This is a genomic window from Streptomyces sp. NPDC027185 (assembly GCF_055567035.1).
Map to the genome: position 1 here is coordinate 640,727 of NZ_JBVHRF010000003.1, position 19,339 is coordinate 660,065.

Consider the following 19,339-nt stretch of genomic DNA (forward strand, 5'->3'; position numbering starts at 1 on the left):
GGCCTCCTCGGGCAGCGCGCCGTCCGCCAGCGCCCCGGCCGCCGTCGCGGCGAAGCAGTCACCGGCGCCACACGGATCGCCGCCCGCCCGGAACGGTGCGGGCACCACCATGGGCGCCTCGTGCCCGGCCCGCGCCAGCAGCGCGCCGCGGGCACCGAGCGTCACCGCGACGGCGGCCGCCCGCCACCGGGCCGCGAGCCGCGTCGCACACCGCGCCTCGGCGCGCAGCGACCGGCCGTCCCCTCCGGCGAAGGCCCGCGCCTCGGCGCCGTTGGGGGTCACCAGCCGCGCCCCGGCCACCGGCCGCTCACCCCTGGGATGCGGATCCCACACCAGCGGCGCCCGGCGCGCGGAACCGGCGAGGTGGCGGCGGAGCACGGCCGCGGTACCGCGCCCGTAGTCGGCCACCAGCACCGCCCCGGCGTCCTCCAGCGCGGCGCGCGCCCGCGGGCCGGGCGGCCCCGGACGCCCACCGCCGCGGTCGTAGCGGACCAGGGGGCGCCCGCCGGCCAGGACCCGGGTCTTCTCCGGCAGGGTCCCGTCGAGCGGGATCTCCACCAGCCGGACCCGGCCGCGCAGCGCCCGGCGTACCTCCTGGCTGGCGCGGTCCGTGCCGAGGGCGGTCACCAGTGTCACCGGCCGGCCGCCGCGGGCCGCGAGGACGGCGGCGAGCCCCGCGCCGCCGGGCCGCGCGCGGTCGTGTGCCACCTCGACGACGGGCGCCGGCGCGTCCGGGGCGAGGCGGGTCGAGGGGCCGTCGAGATCCCGGTCGAGGAGCGTGTCGCCGACGATGACCAGCGGTCGGCCGCGGCCGGTCACGACGGGTCCCGGCGGGCCGGTACGGACGGGAGCGGGCGGGTCATACGGCGTCCTCCAGATCGGCGGGGCGACGGCCCGGCGCGGCCGGTCCGGCGAGTGCGGCGTCGAAGTTCTCGCAGAGGATGTGCACGGCGATCAGATGGGCCTCCTGCACGGTGGCGGCGCTGGCCGAGGTGATGCACAGCGCCTCGTCGGCGGCGTCGGCCAGCGGATTGGGCCGCGGCCCGGTCAGCGCCCACACCCGCATCCCGGCCCGGCCCGCCGCCTCGGCCGCGGTGAGGAGGTTGCCGCTCCGGCCGGATGTGGACAGCAGGACCAGGACGTCACCCGGCCGCCCGTGGGCCGTGACCTGCCGGGCGAAGACCTGGTCGAAGCCGTAGTCGTTGCCGATGGCGGTGACGGCGGAGGTCTCCGCGTGGAGGGCGACCGCCGAATAGGCGGGCCGGTCCAGGGCGTAGCGGCCGACGAGTTCGGCCGTCAGATGCTGGGCCTGGGCGGCGCTGCCTCCGTTGCCCGCCGCCAGCAGCCGGCCGCCCCGGGACAGGGCGGTCCGCAGCTCCGACGCCCACCGCCCCAGCAGCGGCAGTCCGTCCTGCCGCAGGCCGTCCAGGGCCCGGTGCAGGGACCGGCAGTGTTCGTGGGCGCGGTCCAGGGAGTGGTTCATGACACTACGTCCCTTCCATACGGGCGGGAGCCGGCCGTGCGGGTACCGCGACCGGTCGGTGACGGTCTGTCTCGGTGACGCGTTGTCAGGCGGCGGTCTCGGACGCGGTGGGCCGCGGTGCGAGCAACGACCGGTAGACGGACTCGGTGGCGGCGGCGACCGACGCCCAGCCGTAGTGGTCCAGGACCCGCCGCCGCCCCGCGGCGCCGTACGCCGCCCGCAGGGCCGGATCGGCGAGCAGCGCGGCCACCGCGTCGGCCAGTGCCACCGGGTCGCCGGGCGGCACCAGCCGTCCGGTCACCGTGTCGATGACGGTGTCCAACTGCCCGCCGACGGCGGTGGCCACCACCGGGCGGCCGCATGCCATCGCCTCCAGCGGCACGATGCCGAACGGCTCGTAGTCCGCCGGGCACAGCACCACGTCCGCCGCGCGCAGCAGGGCCGGGACCTCTCCGGTCGCCACCCCGCCGGTGAACCGCACCCGGTCGGCGACGCCCGCCCCCTCGGCCACCGCCCGCAGCCTCCGTACCTCCGGGTCGGCGTCGAGCCGCTCCGGCGGCGGGCCCCCGGCGATCACCAGGCGGGCGCGCGGCAGCCGGGCCGGCGCCGCGATGGAGACGACCGCGCCCTTGCGGGGGACGAGGCGGCCCAGCTGGAGCAGCAGGGGCCGGTCGTCCTCGCGGGGCGCGACCGGCCCGTGCGGGGTGAAGACCTCGGGGTCCACCCCGCACGGCACCACGGAGACCTTCTCCGGCGGGACGCCCATCAGCCGCAGCTCCTCGACCTCGTCCCGGCAGGTGGCGATCACCTGGCCGCACCCCGTCCCCACGCCGATCTCGGTGGCGATCCGGCCGGGCGGTGAGGTGTCGCGCTCCTTCTGGTGCCGGCGCTTGACGCTGCCCAGCGCGTGGTACGTGTGCGCCAGCGGCAGCGCCGAGGCGCGCGCCGCGGCGAGCGCGGCGACGCCGGACATCCAGAAGTGCGAATGCGCCACGTCCGGCGGGCGCCGCCGCCAGTCCGCGGCCAGCTGCCGGCCGAACTCCGCCATGTGCGGCAGGAGTTCGTCCTTGGGCAGGTGGCACGGCGGCCCCGCGCTGACGTGCCGCACGGTCACGCCCGGCCGCAGCGGTACCTCGCCCGGCAGGCCCGGATCGTCGCGCCGGGTGTGGACCACGACCCGGTGGCCGCGGTCGGCCAGCGCCCCGGCGAGCCGGGCCACGTGGATGTTCTGGCCCCCGGCGTCCACACCACCCAAGGTCGCGAGGGGACTCGCGTGCTCCGAGACGAGCGCGAGGGTCAGCCCGGCGGACTGCTCGGCGGTCATGCGGCCACCTCCGTGATGAGGGAATCCCAGTCGTCGAGAAAACGCTTCAGGCCGTACCGGTCGAGTGCCGCGGCCCGTGCCCGCGCCCCGTCCCGGGCCGCGGTCTCCGGCTCGTCGAGGTAGCGGCGCAGCCCTTCGGCCAGGACCTCGGGCCGGGTGGAGAGCACCCCGCAGCCCGCCGGCACCGCCTCCACCGCCTCGGTGGTGGCCGGCGCCACCACCGGCATGCCCAGGTGCATCGCCTCCAGCAGGGACAGCCCCAGCGAGGTCCAGCGGATCGGGTGCAGATACACCCGCCGCCGGGCCATCTCCCCGTGCAGGGCCCCCTGGGGAAGATCGGCGGTGCGGCACTCCTCCTCCGTCAGCCCCAGCCGCCCGGCCAGCGCCTCGGTGCGCATACCGAACACGTCCAGGGGCGCCGCGCGGGCCAGCTCGGGCAGCAGATCGGTGCCGACCGTACGGCCGCGGCGCACGGGCTCGTTGACGACCACGGCGGCGCGCGCCAGTTCACCGGTGTAGCGGTGGCCGGGATCGACGATGCCGTGCTCGATCACTTCTGTACGGGTGTGCCCGTTGTCCCAGAAGAGCCGGTTGAAGTGGGTGACGTGCACCAGCACCAGGTCCTTTTGCCCCGCGCACGGGTGCCGGGTGCCGGGCACGTCGCCGTGCGGCGCGTTGTGCTCCAGGTACACGGCGGGGACGTCCCGCCCGGGGCGGCGCCCGCCGAGCCAGCGTTCGGCCAGTTCGGCCTCGTGCGGCCGCTGGAGGACGACGAGGTCGACCGGGTCCGTCCGCAGCTCCTGCGGCGTTCTCTCCCGGACCGACTCCGGCCAGGGGAACGTCCGCGCGCGTCCGCGTCCGTCCGCTCCCCGGTCCGGGGTGACCGGCACCAGGTAGGTGTGCGGGCCCTGGACGAACGCCGTTGTCCACGAGCCGTGTACGTGCCACAGCAGGATGTTCATACCGTCGCCCCTCTGTCGTCGCTGGGCAGCTCCCCGGCCGGGGGCGGCCGGTGCTGTGCGCCGCCGTCGGGCCCGGCGCGTGCCGTCGGGCCGCCCGTCAACCGGCCGAGGGCGGCGAGCACCGCGGCGTCCGTGACGGAGTCCAGGCACGGGTGTCCCGGCACCGGACAGCGGCGCGCCCTGGTCCCCGCGCACTCCGCCCCCTGGTCGCCGAGGATCACGGACGCGACGCCGTACGGCCCCCACCGGTCCACCGGGACGACCGGTGCGAAGACGGAGACGACGGGGGTGCCCACCGCGGCGGCCAGATGCGCCGGTCCGGTGTTCCCGGCCACGACGGCCCGTGCACCGGCCAGGACGCCGGAGAGTCCGCGCAGGTCGGTACGGCTGCCGAGATCGACGCCGCGCGCCCCCGCCACCTCGGCGGTCAGCGCCCGCTCCCCGGGCCCGCCGGTGACGACGACCCGGTACCCGGCGGCGGTGAGGGCGTCCACGGCCCGTGCCGCCCGCCGCGCGCTCCACGCCCGTGCGGGCACCGCCGCGCCGGGATGGAGCACCACGTACGGGTCCGCACCGGTCAGCGCACGGGCGTCCGGCGGCGGCAGTACCCGCAACCGCCCGTCGTCCCCGGGCGGCGGGCCGTACCCCGCGGCCCGTGCGAGATCCACGGCGGCCTCGGCCTCGTGGCGGTCGGGTGCGCGTCCGTGCCGCAGGTCCAGCAGGGCGCCCGGGTAGTCCACGCAGTCCGCCGCCGTCCAGCCGACACCGGCGAGCTTCAGCAGCAGCGCCGCGGGGAGCGGGCTCTGGTGGAAGGAGGTCAGGACCAGGGCCCGGTCGAAGCGGCCGGCGGCGATCCGGTCGACCAGGTCCGCCGTGGCGCGCCGGTCGACCGGCGCGGGCCGCAGGCCGACCCAGGGCGCGTCGTGGACCAGCACCTCGTCCACGCCGGGCAGCAGCCGGGCGGCGGCCTCGCCCCTGGGCCCGCACAGCAGCGCGGTGTACGACGACCCGGCGGCGACCGCCCGGACGGCCGGGCCGGCCAGCAGCACATCGCCGGCGCTGTCCAGACGCACCACCAGCGTGCGGGGCGGCGTGGTCATCGCGCCACCTCCCCGGAGCCGGCGTGGTCCAGCAACTGCCGGACCGCGTCGCGGAGATCGGCCGCCCGGCACGGGGCGGCGGCGATCTCCGCCGGCCGGGTCACCGGAGTCGGCACCAGCACACCCCGCGCCCCGGCGGCGCGGGCCGCCGCCATGTCCGCGCCGATGTCGCCGACGACCGCCGTCCGCGCGGGCACGACGCCCAGGCGGCGGCAGGCCGCCAGGACGAGGCCGGGCGCGGGTTTACGGCACCGGCACCGGTCCGACGGCCCGTGCGGGCACACCGCCCAGACGTCGAACGGCCCCAGCAGCTCCGCCACCCGGCGCTGCACCGCGAGCACCTGACCACGGGTCAGCAGTCCGCGCGCCACACCGGACTGGTTGGTCACCATCCCCACCGCGAGCCCCCGCGCCCGCACCGCGTCCAACGCCTCGCGGGCCCCGGGCACCGGCGCCACGAGATCGGGGTCGCCGTTGTACGGCACGTCCACCACGAGCGTCCCGTCACGGTCGAAGAGCACCGCGGCCAGGGCGCCGCCGCCCGGGGCGGCCCGGCGTCCGGTGGTGGCGGGCCCGTGCAACCAGGGCCCGCCGCCCGGCTGTTCGGTGGGCAGCGTCATGTCCGCTCCCGGGGCCGGTCGGCGGTGACCGAGGGCACCGCACCGGCGGGGCGCGGCGCCGGTGGCACGCTCCGGTGGCGGACCAGCCCCCGCAGCCAGTGCGCCGTGGCCACCGGGGGGATCAGCCCGCTCGTCACCGCCATGGTCGTCACTTCCGCCCGGGAGCGGGGGCCGGGCGCGATACGGGCCCACGCGAACTCCGCGGTCCCGGCGAGCCAGCCGGCCGCCAGCGCCAGCGCGGCGCGCCGCCTGCCCAGCGTCGCGCAGACCAGCGCCGTGCCACCCGCCGCGGTCACCGCGAGATGACCGGGAAGACGCCCGCGGTACTCGCGCGCCCGCCGCCGCCAGCCCCGCCCGTGCAGCCGGGTCATCAGTACGTCGTCGGCGTTGCCCGCCTGGACACGGACGGAGACTCACCGGTCGGCCGGCCGGACCGGATGGGTGGTCCGCCGGCTGCCCTCGGCCAGTTCTCAGCCGGCGTCCAGCAGCCGCAGGGCGAGATCGGCGTCCTCCCGGAACGCCCGGCGGAACCGTTCGTCGAAACCGTCCACGCAGGTCAAAGCCGTGCGCCGGTACGCCATGTCCGCGGTGATCCACCGGGCGGTGGCCAGGCCCGCGGTGTTGCGCTCCCAGTCGGTGGGAGGCCGGCCGTCCGGCAGCGGCACACTGATCCGCGCGGCGATCCCGGCGGTCCGCGGGGTGGCGGCGCGCAGATCCGCGGCGAGCTCCTCCGCCCAGCGGGGGCCGGGGACGACGTCGTCGTCGAGGAAGACGATCCAGTCGGCGTCTTTTGCCGCCCGCCAGCCGGCGTTGCGCGCCGCCGCCGGGCCGTCACCGTAGCCGGAGACGGTCACGGTACGGTCGCGCAGCTCCGCCGGGACGCCGGCGTCGAGCGGGGCGCAGTCGTCCAGCGGACGGTCGTCCACCAGCACGATCTGCCGGGGCCCGGGGCCCCGCGCCTCGGCCAGTGCCCGCAGGCACACGATGAGACCGGGCCGCCCCAGGGTCGGGACGACAACGGCGTGATCGGGGTCCTGGTGCGGGCCCTCGGGACCGGTGCGGATCATCGGGCGGCCTCCTGTGCTCCGGTGGGGTCCGCGCCGAAGAGGTCGCGGCGGTGGACCGCGAAGGGTCCCAGGGCCAGGAGGTCGACAGGGGTCGAGCCGAAGCACTCCAGGGCGTCGCGGGGGTCGTCGACCATCGGCCGGCCCGCTGTGTTGAGACTGGTGTTGACGACGACGGGCACGCCGGTGAGCTCCTCGAAGGCGGTCAGCATCCGGGCGGTCAGCGGCTCGGCGTCCGCGTCGACCGTCTGGATCCGGGCCGTGCCGTCCACGTGCACGACCGCGGGGATGCGCTCCCGCCACTCGGGCGCCACGCGGTGCACGAAGAGCATGTAGGGGCTGGGGAGCTGACCGTCGAAGATCTCACCGGCGCGTTCGGCGCGCACCATCGGCGCCACCGGCCGGAACTGCTCGCGGCCCTTCACGTCGTTGAGCCGCTCCAGATTGCCCGGGTGGCCCGGGTGCGCCAGCAGGGAGCGGTGGCCCAGCGCCCGCGGACCGTACTCGGAACGGCCCTGGAACCACGCCACGATCGCGTTGTCCGCCAGCGCGCGGGCCACCGTGGCGGCGATGTCGGGCGGCCGTTCGTAGGGCACGCGCGCGGTGCGCAGCCACTCCTCCAGTTCCCGGTCCGTCCAGTCCCGGCCCAGGGCCGCCCCCGGCATGGGCAGCGGCTCGTCCCCGCGTTCCGCGCTGACCAGCAGCGCGGAGCCGAGTGCGGTACCGGCGTCCCCGGCGGCCGGCTGGACCCACACCCGCTCGAACGGCCCGTCACGGGCGATACGGGCGTTGGCCACGCAGTTGAGCGCCACTCCGCCGGCCAGGGTCAGTGTCGTGTCAAGGGTGCGGCCGTGCAGCCAGCGCACCAGGTCGAGCATCGTCTCCTCCAGGCACTCCTGGGCGCTCGCCGCGAGGTCGGCGTGGTCTTGCGTCCACTCCTGGCCGGGGCGGCGCGCAGGGCACAGCTCGCGCCAGGGCACGCCGGTGGCCCGGAAGCCGCCGTCCGTCGTCGGATGGATGTACCGGCGCAGGGCCCCGAGCATCCGCGGCCGGCCGTACGAGGCGAGCGCCATGACCTTGAACTCGTCGCTGGAGCGCAGGAATCCCAGGTGTTCGGTCAGCTCCTCGTACATCAGGCCCAGGGGGTGCGGCAGTTCCTGGCCGTGGAGCGGTTCGAGCTTGCCCTGGACGCGGCGGGCCGCGAGGTGGGAGGTGGCCTCGCCGCGGCCGTCGAGGACGAGGACGGAGGAGGTGTCGGCGGCGGGCGCGGCGAAGGCGGCGGAGGCCGCGTGGGCCATGTGGTGCGGGACGAAACACACCTTCTCCGGGTCGAGGCCGGGCAGCGCCGTCGCGAGGAAGGCGGGGGCGAGGCGGGTGTAGGTCAGCCGCAGGTGGTCCCACGGGTCGTCCAGCCCCATCAGATCGGCGGACCGGGCGAGTGCGGGATCGAAGGAGTACGCGACCGCGTCGATGTCCTCGATCCGCAGTCCGGCGTGGTCCAGACACCAGCGGGCGGCGTGCTCAGGGAGTTCCCAGGCGGAGAACGGCACCGGCCGTTTGCCGTGTTTACGGCGTGAGAAGCGTTCCTCCTCCGCCGCGGCCACCGTCGTGCCGTCGATGACCAGCGCGGCGGCCGGATCGTGGAAGAGCGCGTTGATTCCGAGGATGCGCATGACGGGGACGCGGCCTTTCGGACGGGGACAGGGGCGGGGGCACTGTGTGCGGGAACGGGAAGGGCCGGGCTCAGAGACCGGGGTGGTCGCGGAACCAGGCGATGGTCCGGATCAGTCCCTCCCGGGCCGGGACCCGCGGCTCCCACTGGAGCTTGTCGCGGGCCGGCGAGATGTCCGGACAGCGCACCGCGGGGTCGTCGGTCGGCCGTTCCACGAACCGCACCGCGGACCGGGAACCGGTCAGCTCCACCACCAGGTGGGCCAGCTCCAGCATGGTCAGCTCGTCGGGGTTGCCGAGATTGACCGGGCCGCGCAGGTCGGACGCGGCCATGTGGAGGACACCGCGGACGGTGTCGTCCACATGGCACAGCGAACGGGTCTGGAGGCCGTCACCGGTCACGGTCAGCGGTTCGCCCGCCAGCGCCTGCCGGATGAAGGTCGGCACCGCACGCCCGTCGTGCCTCCGCATCTGGGGACCGTAGGTGTTGAACAGCCGCACGATGCCGCTGTTGGTGCCGTGCACGGCGGCCTCCGCGGACGTCAGCGCCTCCCCGAAGCGTTTGGCCTCGTCGTAGACGCTGCGGGGGCCGACCGGATTCACATGGCCCCAGTAGCCCTCACTCTGCGGATGCTCCTGGGGGTCGCCGTACACCTCGGAGGTGGAGGCGAGGACGAAGCGCGCGCCGCTGGGCCGGGCCAGGCGCAGGACGTTCCGGGTGCCGAGGCTGCCGGTCTCCAGGGTGTGCAGGGGCAGCCGCAGGTAGTCGGCGGGGGAGGCGAAGTGCAGGACGAGGTCCGGGGGTTCGCCCACGTCGAACGGCCCGGTCACATCGGCGACGAGCGTGCGGAATCCGGGACGGTCGCGAAGGCGCGCGACGTTCTGCGGCCTGCCGGTGCTGAAGTCGTCGACGCAGAGGACCGAGATGCCCTCGGCGAGCAGCGCCGCGCACAGGTGCGAGCCGACGAAACCGGCCCCGCCCGTCACCACGGCGCGCCGCCACCGGCGCGGATGAGTCATGTCGATCGTCTCCTCACACCACTCGGGTGGACGGCGCGCTCCGGGGGCCCGGCGCTCCTCGAACAGCGTGGGTGAGCCACCCGAGGCGGGCGACACGGACTTCCCCGGCCGGGTGGGCACGGAGAGTGGGGGAAGCGGCGAGGCGCGTCATATCCCGCGCGCCGCACAGTGATCGCGGTCTGCGTCTGCCCACGGGCGCGCCGGCCGAGGGGAGCACCCGCGCGGGTGCCCGGGGCGCGGCGCGGGGCAACGGCGGTCATCGCCAGGGGAGTTGGCCGACAGGCCGGTCCCCGGGCGGTGTTCACCCGGGGCGGCAGCCTCCCCCGGTCCGGGCACGGGCGCGCCCGCCGTGCTCCGGTTGCCGCGTCCGTCCCGGGGGCCGACAGTGGGAAGAGCGGTCCGGCCCCGGGGGAGCCGATGACGCCGCGGAGAACCACCGGGCACCTCGCCCCGGCTCCGTCCTGCCGTACGACGCGTGAAGACACGGCCGCGCCCCGCCCGAACCGCACGGGGCGCGATCGGTGACGTACCCGGCCCCGGGCACCGCGAGCCGGGCGAGGGCTCCCGGACAGAACCCAGAGAGGCGGGCCCGCATGAGCGGACACAGCCCTGACCCCGACCCCGGGGAGAGCACGGGTCTGGAACCGGGGGGCGGCGTCCCCCCTGGGGAGACACCGCCCGCGGAATCCGGCACCGGCCCGGAGACAGGGCCCCCGCACCTGCCGGGGCGCGGCTGGTCACGGGGGCCGGTCGTCGTCATCGGTCTCGTCGTCGTCCTCTGCGCCGCCTTCTTCCTGGCCTACGCGGTACTCGTCCACCGATGAGAACCGCGTAGGCCGGTGCGACCCTCCGCGTCGACCGCGGGTATCAGGTCCGGGCCGGAGGCCGCTGGTGGTGGCGGTGGCGGGCGAGCGCCGCCGCCACGGCTTCGACAAACGTGTCGCCGGTCTCCGCCGCGGTCACCACCCCGTGGTCGGTCACGGGGCCGTCGCCGTCGCCCGCGGTGCGGATCCCGTCGGGCAACACCGCGCGCAGGACGCCCACGCCGGTGCCGAGCGCGGCGACGGGTTTGCCGTGCCGGTAGGCGTCCGCGACGAACCGGCGGGCCGCCGCGTCGGCCGGTGTGTCACCCGACCCGAGAGCGCCGTCCGGGAGGAACACCGCGTCGTAGAGGACGGACGCCACCGTCGGCAGCGCCCGGTCCGCCTCCAGACTCCCGGAGTCGCCGGAGACCTCCCCGTCCGTCGGGGCCAGTGCCTCCACGACGGCCCCCTGTTCCGCCAGCGCCTCCCGCACACCGGCGAGTTGCGTCGCGTCGACCCCGTCGGTCACGAGAGCGGCGATCTGCCGGGTCCGGATCGAACCGTCGCCCAGGTTGTTCTCCAGACTCAGCGCCGGGGAGGGCGTCGGACGCGGGGTGCCGACGGCCTCCGGTACGCCAACTCCGATCCCCTCGGCCACCGCCTGGGCCAACTCGGTGTCCACGTGGGCGAGTTGGCCGACCGTACGGGCGCGCACCTCCTTGGCGCCCACCTTGCCCAGCTCGAACCGGAAGGCGTCCACGATGTGCCGCTGCTCCCAGTCGGCCATGCTGTGCCAGAAGAGCGCCGCCTGGGAGTAGTGGTCGGTGAAGCTCTCACTGCGCTTGCGGATCTTCCGCCCCTCGACGCGCTCCGTCAGATGCCGGAAGGCCGGGTCCGACGCGTCGGCGAGCGCCGGGCAGCCACCGCCGAGGGAGTTGGGGGAGTAGCTGGTGCCGTGGTGGATGCTGCCCTGGTGGTATCCGTCGCGTTGGTTGTTGCGGACGGGCACCGTCGGCCGGTTCACCGGGATCTGCGCGAAGTTGGGACCGCCGAGCCGGATCAGCTGGGTGTCCAGATAGGAGAAGTTGCGCGCCTGGAGCAGCGGGTCGTTGGTGAAGTCGATGCCCGGTACGACGTTGGCGGTGTGGAAGGCGACCTGCTCGGTCTCGGCGAAGAAGTTGTCGGGATTGCGGTCGAGGACCATACGGCCGATCGGCTGGACCGGGACCAGCTCCTCCGGGATGATCTTCGTGGCGTCGAGCAGGTCGAAGTCGAAGGAGTGCTCCTCGCTCTCCGGTACGAGCTGCACACCCAGCTCGTACTCCGGGTACGCGCGGCTTCGATGGCCTCCCACAGATCACGCCGGTTGAAGTCCGGGTCGCGGCCCATCGTCTCCTGCGCTTCGTCCCAGACCAGGGAGTGCACACCGAGCTTCGGCTTCCAGTGGAATTTCACGAAGGTGCCCACGCCGTCGGCGTTCACGAAACGGAAGGTGTGGACGCCGAACCCCTGCATCATGCGGTAACTGCGCGGAATGGCCCGGTCGGACATGAGCCACATGATGGTGTGGAGCGTCTCCGGCTGGAGGGAGGCGAAATCCCACAGGGTGTCGTGTGCGGACGCGCCGGTGGGGATCTCGTTGTGCGGCTCCATCTTCACCGCGTGTACGAAGTCCGGGAATTTGATGCCGTCCTGGATGAAGAAGACCGGAAAATTGTTGCCGACCAGGTCGTAATTCCCCTCCGAGGTGTAGAACTTCGTGGCGAACCCCCGGACGTCCCGCACGGTGTCGGCGGAGCCGCGCGGTCCCTGCACGGTGGAGAACCGCACGAACACCGGCGTCCGTACGGACGGGTCCTGGAGGAACGCCGCCTTGGTGAACGCGGCACACGACTCGTACGGCGTGAAATGGCCGTAGGCGCCGGCGCCCCGTGCGTGGACGACGCGCTCCGGGATCCGTTCGTGGTCGAAGCGTGTGATCTTCTCCCGGAAATGGAAATCCTCCAGGAGGGTCGGACCACGTTCGCCGACGGAAAGGGAATCGTCGGTGTGGTCGACGGCCACCCCCTGATCGGTGGTGAGCGGCCCGCCGGCCGGATCCGCCGCGTAGTATTTCTCGCGCTGTTCCTGCTTTTTGTCGGTCACCTCATGCCTCCGGAATTTTCGGCTGTCTTCGGTGCGCGGCTGCGGATGCGCAGAGCAAAGAAAGAGGCGGGGGCTGAAGAATGCCCCCGCCTGCCGGCCGGACGTACCGGCTCTCTCCGTAGGCTCCCCGAGCGGCGGCGCGGCTAACGTCCTCGCCGCGGGAACTACCCGGATGCCGTGGCGGGCCGGGCCATCGGGGCGGCTGGGCAGCCCGCGCACAGGGCCGGTCGCGCCCGCCGGTCAGCCGGCGAGAGGGCATCGGCCCCTGGCGCGTCCCGGCCCGGTGGCATGAGGCGGGTCAGGAACGTGTGTCCGCGCAGGTCTCCAGGCCGCGGGCGGTGACCAGGCGGGCCGTGCCGTCGACCAGCCGGTACGACAGTCCCACCACCGCGACTCGCCCGGCGTCGACCGCCTGCGCCAGGGCGCGGGAGCGGTCGAGCAGCAGGTCGACGGTGTGCCGGATGTGCTCGTCGATGAAGTCGGAGTCCTCGGTGAACCCTGCGGAACGGGCGGCCAGCACACTGGGCGCCACCCGCTCGATCACATCCCGCACGTAGCCGCCCGCCGCCTTCCCGTCCTCGACCGCGGAACGGGTGGCCGCCACCGCGCCGCACGCGTCGTGCCCGAGGACCACGACGAGGGGCGTGCCCAGCACACTCACTCCGTACTCGATGCTGCCCAGCACCTCCGGCCCCTGGACGTGTCCGGCGGTGCGGACCACGAACAGGTCACCCAGCCCGCGGTCGAAGATGATCTCGGCGGCCAGCCGGGAGTCGGAACAGCCGAACAGCACGGCGAACGGATTCTGCACCGGCACGAGCTCGGTACGGCGGGCGGCGTCCTGGTTCGGGTGTTCCGACGAGCCGCCGACGAACCGCTGATTCCCCTCCAGCAGCAGGTCGAAGGCTTCACGGGGCGTAAGAGTCTGAGCGTCAGCCATGCCCGCATCCTATGAGCCGGCCTCTCCGGGCGCGCTGCCAGGATGACGGGAGTGTCTTCCGGGCGGGGCGGGCGGCGGGCTCGCGCACGGTGGCCGCCCGGGGCGCCGCCGCGGAAGGCCGGTCCCGTGACCGTTCCGGCGGGCACCTCCGCTCAGCTCAGCAGGGAGTCCCCGATCCGGCTGTGCAGGGCGGCCGGGCCGTCGTAGATCTCACGGGCCCCCGCCGCGCTCAGCTCCGAGCGGGCGTAGCCGCCCGTGAGCACGCCCACGCACGGCACCCCGGCCCGGCCCGCGGCTTCGACGTCCCACACCGTGTCACCGACGAACACCGCCTGCGCGGCCGCCGCACCGGCCTCGCGCAGCGCCTGTACCACGAGGTCGGGTGCGGGTTTGCCGGCCGCGACGTCGTCCGAGCCGGTCACCGCGGTCAAGGCGTCCTCGGCGTCCAGCGCCCGGCGCATCGCTGCCAGCTCCGGGCCCTTCGCGGAGCTGGCGAGGACCACCGTCCACCCCCGGTCGGCACAGGCCCGCAGCAACGCGGCCGCCCCCTCCAGCGGCGCCAGCCGCGTCCAGTACTGGGCGAAGAGGGTGTCGTGGGCGGCGCTGACGGCGGCGTCGCCGTCCCGGTCGCGGCCGGCGGGCAGCAGACGGTCCAGCAGCTGATCGCCGCTCATGCCGATCGTCCGGTGGACCGACGCCATGGGGACGGTGTGACCGGCCTGCCGGAACGCCTCCCACCAGGCGACGGCGTGCAGGTACACGCTGTCCACCAGCGTGCCGTCCATGTCGAACAGCGCGGCCCGCGGCCGCCCGGCGCTCATCTGCCGCCTCCGGCCGGAGAACCGGACGGCCGCACCGGGCCGAAGGGGCGGAACATGTCACATCTCATGGGACTGACCTCCTGGACGAAGCAACGTTCCGGCACGCGCCCGCTCCGGGCACCCGGCCCGCGCACCACCCGCCGGGACCGAAGCGGCGCGTCGCAGCGGCGTGGGCCGGGCCGGCCGCTCAGGCGCCACCCGCCGGGGTGAGGGCGCGGAGCGGACCGTCCAGCTCCCGCCGGTGGAAATCGATGAACCCCTCCGGATCGGGACCGGCGTTCTGCAGGACCAGGTGGTCGAAGCCGGCGTCGACGAAGGGCTGCGCGACCTCGGCGTACCGCGCCGGGTCGCTGCCGCACGCGAACAGCGACCGGATGTCCTCCTGCCGGACGGTGGCCGTCGCGGCCTCGAAGTTGGCCGGGTTGGGCAGTTCACTCATCACCTTCCAGCCGGTCACCGCCCACCGCGAGGTCTCCCACGCCGCCCGCACGGCGGTGTCCTCCTCCGCGGCCCAGGCCACGGGCACCTCGCCGTAGCGCGGCCCGTCGCCCCCGGCGGCGCGGAAGGCGTCGACGATCTCCCCCTCGGGCCCCGTCGCGAACAGACCGTCGCCCAACTCGGCCGCGATACGGGCCGACAGCGGGCCGCCCGCGGCCACCGCGATCGGCGGCGGCTCGGGCGGCAGGTCGAAGACCCGGGCGTCGTCCAGCCGCAGGTACCGGCCGTCGTACGAGCGGTAGCCGCCCCGCCACAGCAGCCGGATGATCTCCAGCGCCTCCCGGAGCCGCGCGTGCCGCTCCGGTACGGAGTTGGGGAAGCCCTCGCCGGTGACATGTTCGTTGAGCCGCTCCCCGGAGCCCGCCCCGAGCGTGAAACGGCCGCCGGAGAGCAGCGCGAGCGTCGCGGCCGCCTGGGCGATGACCGCCGGGTGGTAGCGGACCGACGGGCAGGTCACACCGGTGGCCAGTCCGATCAGCTCGGTCTTCGCCGCGATCGTGCCGAGTACCGTCCAGACGAACGGCGAATGCCCCTGCACGTCCAGCCACGGGTGGTAGTGGTCGCTCATCTCCACGAAATCGAAACCGGCCCGCTCCGCGAGCACCGCCTGCCGTACCAGCTCGTCCGGCCCGTACGCCTCGGCGGCCAGTTTGTAGCCGATCCGCACCGTCCTCATCTCCCTTCCGTGTCCGTGCCGTACGCTCCCGCCCGCCGGCGGGGCCAGACTGTCCGCCGCTCCCGCGCGGCGTGCACCGGCCCGGCGTGCGGCCCCTCACCCATGGATCTCAGGGCCGGCCCGTGCGGCCGTCCCGGCGGGCGAGGGCGCGCCGGGCCCGGCTCATGACCGCGGGCGGCGGCCAGGCGCGCAGCGCCGCGCGGGCGGCGTTGGCGCCGGGCGCGCCGTGCACCCCGCCGCCCGGATGGGCCCCGGCCGACGCCAGGTACAGCCCCTTGACGGGTGTCTCCGGGCGTCCCGTGCCGGGCACCGGACGGAAGACGAGCTGCTGGTGCAAGGAGGCCGTACCACCGTTGATCGCCCCGCCGTGCAGATTGCCGTCCAGCGCCTCCAGCGTGGGCGGGGCCAGCACCCGGCGCGCGCGGACGCGGGCGCGGAACCCGGGTGCGTACCGCTCCACCTGGCGCTCCACCCGGTCCGCCATGCTCTCCTGCTCGGACCGGTCCCACGCCCCCGTCAGCCCGGTATCGCCCGCGTCGCCGCGCACCCGCTGCGGGACGTGGGTGTACGCCCAGGCGGATTCCGTACCGGCGGGGGAGCGGGTGACGTCGGCGGTGGTCATCTGCCCGAACAGCGCGAACGGACGGTCCGGCACCCGGCCCATGGCGAGTTGGGACGCGAACCGTGTCAATCCGTCGACCCCGTCGGCCAGATGGACCGTGCCCGCCGCGGCGGCCTGCTCCGCCGTCCACGGCACCGGACCGTCCAGCGCCCAATCGACCTTGAAGGTGGCGAAGTCCCAGGCGAAGCGGCGCAGATCGGCGAGGAGCTGCCCGGGTACGTGCCGGGCGTCGAGGAGCGCACCGTACAGCGCCGGAGGGGAGACGTCCGCGAGGACGGCCCGGCGGGCGGGCACCTCCTCGCCGCCCGCCGTGCGCACCGCCACCGCCCGCCCGCCGCGCACCACGATCTCGGTGACGCGCTCCCCGCACCGCACCACGCCGCCGCGCCGCGCCAACCGCCTCACCAGGGCCGCGGTCAGCTCCCCGGCGCCGCCGACGGGAACGGGGAACCCCACCGACTGGCCGAGCATCGACATCAGCCAGCCGAAACCCCCGCTGCCCGCCGCCTCCGGCGCGAGATCGGCGTGCAGGGCGTTCCCGGCGAGGAGCAGCCGGCCCGCCTCACCGCGGAACTCCTCCTCACCCAGCCGCCGCACCGGCAGCAGCAGGGTCCGCGCCAGCCGCAACCCGCCCGCCACCCGCAGCCGGGCCAGCAGCCGTGCCCCGGCACGCACCGGAGGGAACGGCGCGAACAGGGCGCCGATCAGGTCCTGGCCGACGTGGTCCCAGATCCCGCACAGCCGGCGCCAGGCCGCCCCGTCACCGGCGGCGAAACCGTCCAGTGCCCGTGCCGTGTCCGCCACCTCCCGCTCCAGCACCGCGCACCGGCCGTCCGGCAGAGGATGGGCGAGCACCCGCGGGGCGTGGCTCCAGCGCAGGCCGCAGGCGTCCAGGCGGAGCGCGCGGAGCACCGGCGAGGCGGCCGCCAGGGGGTAGAAGGAACTGCACAGGTCGTTGACGTAGCCGGGGTGGACGCCGCGGTCGCTGCGGACCGCGCCGCCCGGCTCCGGCTGTGCCTCCAGCACCTCGACCGTCCACCCGCCGTCCGCCAGCAGATTCGCGGCCACCAGACCGTTGGGACCCGCGCCGATCACCACCGCGTCGGGCATCGCTGCTCCCTCCTGCGCACCCGGAGGCTCACGGCCGGCGGCCGGTGTCCGGCGGACATCCTTCGACCACCGCGGCGAGCCGGGCCAGCATGGGGCGGTGACGCAGTTGGACACAGGCGTCGACGGCGGCGTTGTGCAGGAAGCCGCCGGGCCCGGCCAGGGGATGTTCGTCGACGATGACGAGGGTGTCGGCACCCCACGGGCGGACGTCGATGGCGATCCGGGCCGTCCCCAGCGCGCCGCTGTCCACCTCCAGTTCCAGCTCCCGGGGCGGTACGCAGCGGCGCACGGTGGTCCGGCCGCGCAGGGTCCACGGCCCGAGCCGGACGGTGTAGGCCAGGCGTGCGCCCTCCTCGGGCCAGTCGCCCGTGTCGGGCCGCGAGGTGTCCGTTCCGACGACCCAGTCCGCGTACCGGTCCCGGTCCGAGAGGACCGCCCAGACCGTCTCCGGGGCCCGTCTGATCAGCCGATGCCGCACCGCCATGCGTCCCGCCTCCGTCCCTCGTCGATCGGTGGAGCCGTTCGTCAGCCGTCGTTCCAGCGTAGGGCGGACGACCGGACCCGGCCGCCCGGGACCGCGAAGACCCCGGCGCCCCCGCCGTGCACAGGCACATCCGGCCCCCGGGCCGTACGGTGGACCCGGAGTGCCCCCGTCCCCCGCGCGGCCACCGGCCGCGCCGCGCAGAGAGGCACGACCGGAAGATGACCGCAGAACGGCCGCTCCGCGGACGCGTCGCCGTGGTCACCGGAGCCGCCCGAGGCGTGGGTGCCGCCCTGGCGCACGCGCTCGCGCGGCGCGGCGCCACCGTGGCCCTGCTCGGCCTGGAGGAGGACGAACTCGCCCGGGTGTGCGCCGCGTTGCCCGGCGCCCACGTGTACTGGCCGGTCGACGTCACCGACGGGGCCGCGATGGCGCGGACCGCCGCCGAGGTGACCCGGCGTCTCGGCCCGCCGTCCGTGGTCGTCGCCAACGCCGGGGTGGCGGAGGGCGGCCCGTTCCTCGCGACCGCCCCCGAGACGTGGAACCGCACCGTGGAGGTCAACCTCCTGGGCACCGCCATGACCGCCCGCGTCTTCCTGCCGGGGCTGCTGCGCACCCGCGGCTACTACCTGCAGATCTCCTCCCTGGCCGGTATCGCCGCCGCACCGCTGCTGTCGGCGTACTGCGCCGCCAAGTCGGGCGCGGAGGCGTTCGCGCACGCGCTGCGCGCGGAAGTCGCCCACCGCGGTGTGGCCGTCGGGATCGCCTACCTCAGCTGGACCGCCACGGAGATGATCCGGGCCGCCGACGCGTACCCGGCCACCCGGCTGCTGCGCACCGCCCTGCCGTGGCCCGCCTCGACCACGCACCGCGTGGAGCCGGTGGCCGCCCGCCTGGCCGGAGCCGTCGAACGGCGGGCCCGCGCCGTCTACACGCCGCCCTGGCTACGCGCCGCGCAGGCCGTTCGGGCGGCCCTGCCGGGGCTCGTCACCCGCGGCGCACGGCAGGTGTGCGCCCGCCTCACCGACCGCCCCGCCCTGGCCGCCACCGGTCTGCTCGGCGCGGGCGGAAAGGCGGCGGAACGGCCTCCGGAGCGCGGGCGCCCCGGCTGAACGGCCCGGGACCGCCCGGGACCGCCCGGGACCGGGCCCGCCCGAGCGGAGCGGGCCCGGCGGCGGGGCAGCCCGGGAGCAGGTCCCGGATGACGCGGTCGCCGACGCCGTCGAGAGGTCAGGCGCGGCGTCCGCCGTCCACGGCGAGTGTGGTGCCGGTGATGTAGGCGGACTCGTCCGAGCACAGCCAGATCGCGGCGTCGGCGACCTCCTCGGGGGTGGCGAGGCGGCCGAGCGGGGTGAGTGCCTCGTGGCGGGCGATCATGTCGGTGCCCCCGGCGACCTGTTCCAGCCGCGAGGTCCGGGTCATCCCGGGGGCGAGCGCGTTGACGCGGATGCCGTCGGCGGCGTGGTCGACGGCGGCGGACTTCGTGAGCCCGATGACGCCGTGCTTGCTCGCCACGTACGCCGGGGATCGCGGGATGGCGTACAGGCCGCCGCCGGAGGCGATGTTGGCGATCGCCCCGCCCCCGGCCCGGCGCAGTACGGGGATCTCGTGCTTGAGGCAGAAGAACGTGCCGGTGAGGTTGGTCCGCAGGACCCGTTCCCACTCCGGCCCGGTCATCCCGGTCAGCGGCTGCCCGCCGGAGGTGACGGCGGCGTTGTTGACGGCCAGGTCGAGCCGTCCGAACTCCGCCGCGGCCCGGCCGACCGCCGACCGGACGGCGTCCTCGTGGGTGATGTCGGCCGGGACGGCGACCGCGTGGCCGCCCGCCGCGGTGATCTCCCCGGCGGTCTCCCGTGCCGCGGCCTCGTCCAGGTCGAGGACGGCCACCGCCGCGCCCCGGCGGGCGAGACCGCGGGCGACGGCGCGTCCGATCCCGCTGCCGGCCCCGGTGACCAGGCCGGCCCGGCCGGTGAGGTCGCTCATACCAGCGCCTCGTGGT

Annotated in this window: 15 protein-coding genes and 3 pseudogenes; 2 read left to right on the forward strand and 16 right to left on the reverse strand. The window is 75.4% G+C overall.

The window, feature by feature from the left end; genetic code table 11:
- From ACZ4M8_RS12935 to ACZ4M8_RS12975, 9 genes and pseudogenes are all read right to left on the reverse strand, one after another.
- Positions 1-819 (reverse strand): annotated as a pseudogene (locus tag ACZ4M8_RS12935) (PfkB family carbohydrate kinase); the annotation flags it as partial.
- Positions 820-859: 40 nt separating this feature from the next.
- The gene (locus ACZ4M8_RS12940) at positions 860-1,483 is read right to left on the reverse strand and encodes a D-sedoheptulose-7-phosphate isomerase (RefSeq protein ID WP_467606276.1); all 624 of its coding nucleotides are present in this window, start codon (positions 1,481-1,483) and stop codon (positions 860-862) included.
- 85 nt (positions 1,484-1,568) lie between these two features.
- Positions 1,569-2,807 (reverse strand): glycosyltransferase, encoded by a 1,239-nt coding sequence (locus tag ACZ4M8_RS12945; RefSeq protein WP_467606277.1) that lies wholly within the window; start codon positions 2,805-2,807, stop codon positions 1,569-1,571.
- A complete protein-coding gene (locus ACZ4M8_RS12950; RefSeq protein WP_467606280.1) occupies positions 2,804-3,769 on the reverse strand; it encodes a glycosyltransferase in 966 nt (321 codons plus the stop codon). Before ACZ4M8_RS12950 ends, ACZ4M8_RS12945 begins: the two co-directional genes overlap by 4 nt.
- Positions 3,766-4,869: a glycosyltransferase family 9 protein gene (locus tag ACZ4M8_RS12955; RefSeq protein WP_467606283.1), complete on the reverse strand. Its 1,104-nt coding sequence runs from the start codon at positions 4,867-4,869 to the stop codon at positions 3,766-3,768. Before ACZ4M8_RS12955 ends, ACZ4M8_RS12950 begins: the two co-directional genes overlap by 4 nt.
- A complete protein-coding gene (locus tag ACZ4M8_RS12960) occupies positions 4,866-5,489 on the reverse strand; it encodes a D-glycero-alpha-D-manno-heptose-1,7-bisphosphate 7-phosphatase (protein WP_467606285.1) in 624 nt (207 codons plus the stop codon). Before ACZ4M8_RS12960 ends, ACZ4M8_RS12955 begins: the two co-directional genes overlap by 4 nt.
- Positions 5,486-6,556, reverse strand: a pseudogene (locus tag ACZ4M8_RS12965) (glycosyltransferase family 2 protein). Before ACZ4M8_RS12965 ends, ACZ4M8_RS12960 begins: the two are co-directional and overlap by 4 nt.
- On the reverse strand, positions 6,553-8,226 hold the full coding sequence (locus tag ACZ4M8_RS12970; protein ID WP_467606287.1) for a carbamoyltransferase family protein: 1,674 nt from the start codon (positions 8,224-8,226) through the stop codon (positions 6,553-6,555). The pseudogene ACZ4M8_RS12965 and the gene ACZ4M8_RS12970 overlap by 4 nt, the downstream one beginning before the upstream one ends.
- A 70-nt stretch (positions 8,227-8,296) precedes the next feature.
- Positions 8,297-9,244, reverse strand: a complete 948-nt coding sequence (locus ACZ4M8_RS12975; protein ID WP_467606289.1) for an NAD-dependent epimerase/dehydratase family protein — start codon at positions 9,242-9,244, stop codon at positions 8,297-8,299.
- A gap of 593 nt (positions 9,245-9,837) precedes the next feature.
- Here ACZ4M8_RS12975 and ACZ4M8_RS12980 point away from each other — a divergent pair.
- Positions 9,838-10,068 (forward strand): DUF6480 family protein, encoded by a 231-nt coding sequence (locus ACZ4M8_RS12980; protein WP_467606292.1) that lies wholly within the window; start codon positions 9,838-9,840, stop codon positions 10,066-10,068.
- Between the two features lie 43 nt (positions 10,069-10,111).
- Here the strand turns inward: ACZ4M8_RS12980 and ACZ4M8_RS12985 are convergent.
- The 6 genes and pseudogenes from ACZ4M8_RS12985 to ACZ4M8_RS13010 form a co-directional block, all read right to left on the reverse strand.
- Positions 10,112-12,192: pseudogene (locus ACZ4M8_RS12985) on the reverse strand (catalase).
- Positions 12,193-12,490: 298 nt separating this feature from the next.
- On the reverse strand, positions 12,491-13,132 hold the full coding sequence (locus ACZ4M8_RS12990) for a carbonic anhydrase (protein ID WP_467606294.1): 642 nt from the start codon (positions 13,130-13,132) through the stop codon (positions 12,491-12,493).
- Between the two features lie 152 nt (positions 13,133-13,284).
- Complete coding sequence (locus ACZ4M8_RS12995) at positions 13,285-13,953, reverse strand: HAD family hydrolase (RefSeq protein ID WP_467606296.1); 669 nt, start codon at positions 13,951-13,953, stop codon at positions 13,285-13,287.
- Between the two features lie 187 nt (positions 13,954-14,140).
- Positions 14,141-15,118: a TIGR03557 family F420-dependent LLM class oxidoreductase gene (locus tag ACZ4M8_RS13000; RefSeq protein ID WP_467606566.1), complete on the reverse strand. Its 978-nt coding sequence runs from the start codon at positions 15,116-15,118 to the stop codon at positions 14,141-14,143.
- 118 nt (positions 15,119-15,236) lie between these two features.
- Positions 15,237-16,859 carry a phytoene desaturase family protein gene (locus ACZ4M8_RS13005; RefSeq protein ID WP_467606298.1) on the reverse strand — a complete coding sequence of 541 codons (1,623 nt, stop codon included), beginning with the start codon at positions 16,857-16,859 and terminating at the stop codon, positions 15,237-15,239.
- Between the two features lie 28 nt (positions 16,860-16,887).
- Entirely contained in the window at positions 16,888-17,343 is a 456-nt protein-coding gene (locus tag ACZ4M8_RS13010; protein ID WP_467606299.1) for an SRPBCC family protein, read from the reverse strand.
- 218 nt (positions 17,344-17,561) lie between these two features.
- Between ACZ4M8_RS13010 and ACZ4M8_RS13015 the strand changes: the two genes are divergently transcribed.
- Positions 17,562-18,452: an SDR family oxidoreductase gene (locus ACZ4M8_RS13015; RefSeq protein WP_467606302.1), complete on the forward strand. Its 891-nt coding sequence runs from the start codon at positions 17,562-17,564 to the stop codon at positions 18,450-18,452.
- Positions 18,453-18,570: 118 nt separating this feature from the next.
- On the opposite strand, the gene ACZ4M8_RS13020 is transcribed toward ACZ4M8_RS13015, so the two are convergent.
- The gene (locus ACZ4M8_RS13020; protein ID WP_467606569.1) at positions 18,571-19,323 is read right to left on the reverse strand and encodes an SDR family NAD(P)-dependent oxidoreductase; all 753 of its coding nucleotides are present in this window, start codon (positions 19,321-19,323) and stop codon (positions 18,571-18,573) included.
- Positions 19,324-19,339 lie beyond the last annotated feature (16 nt).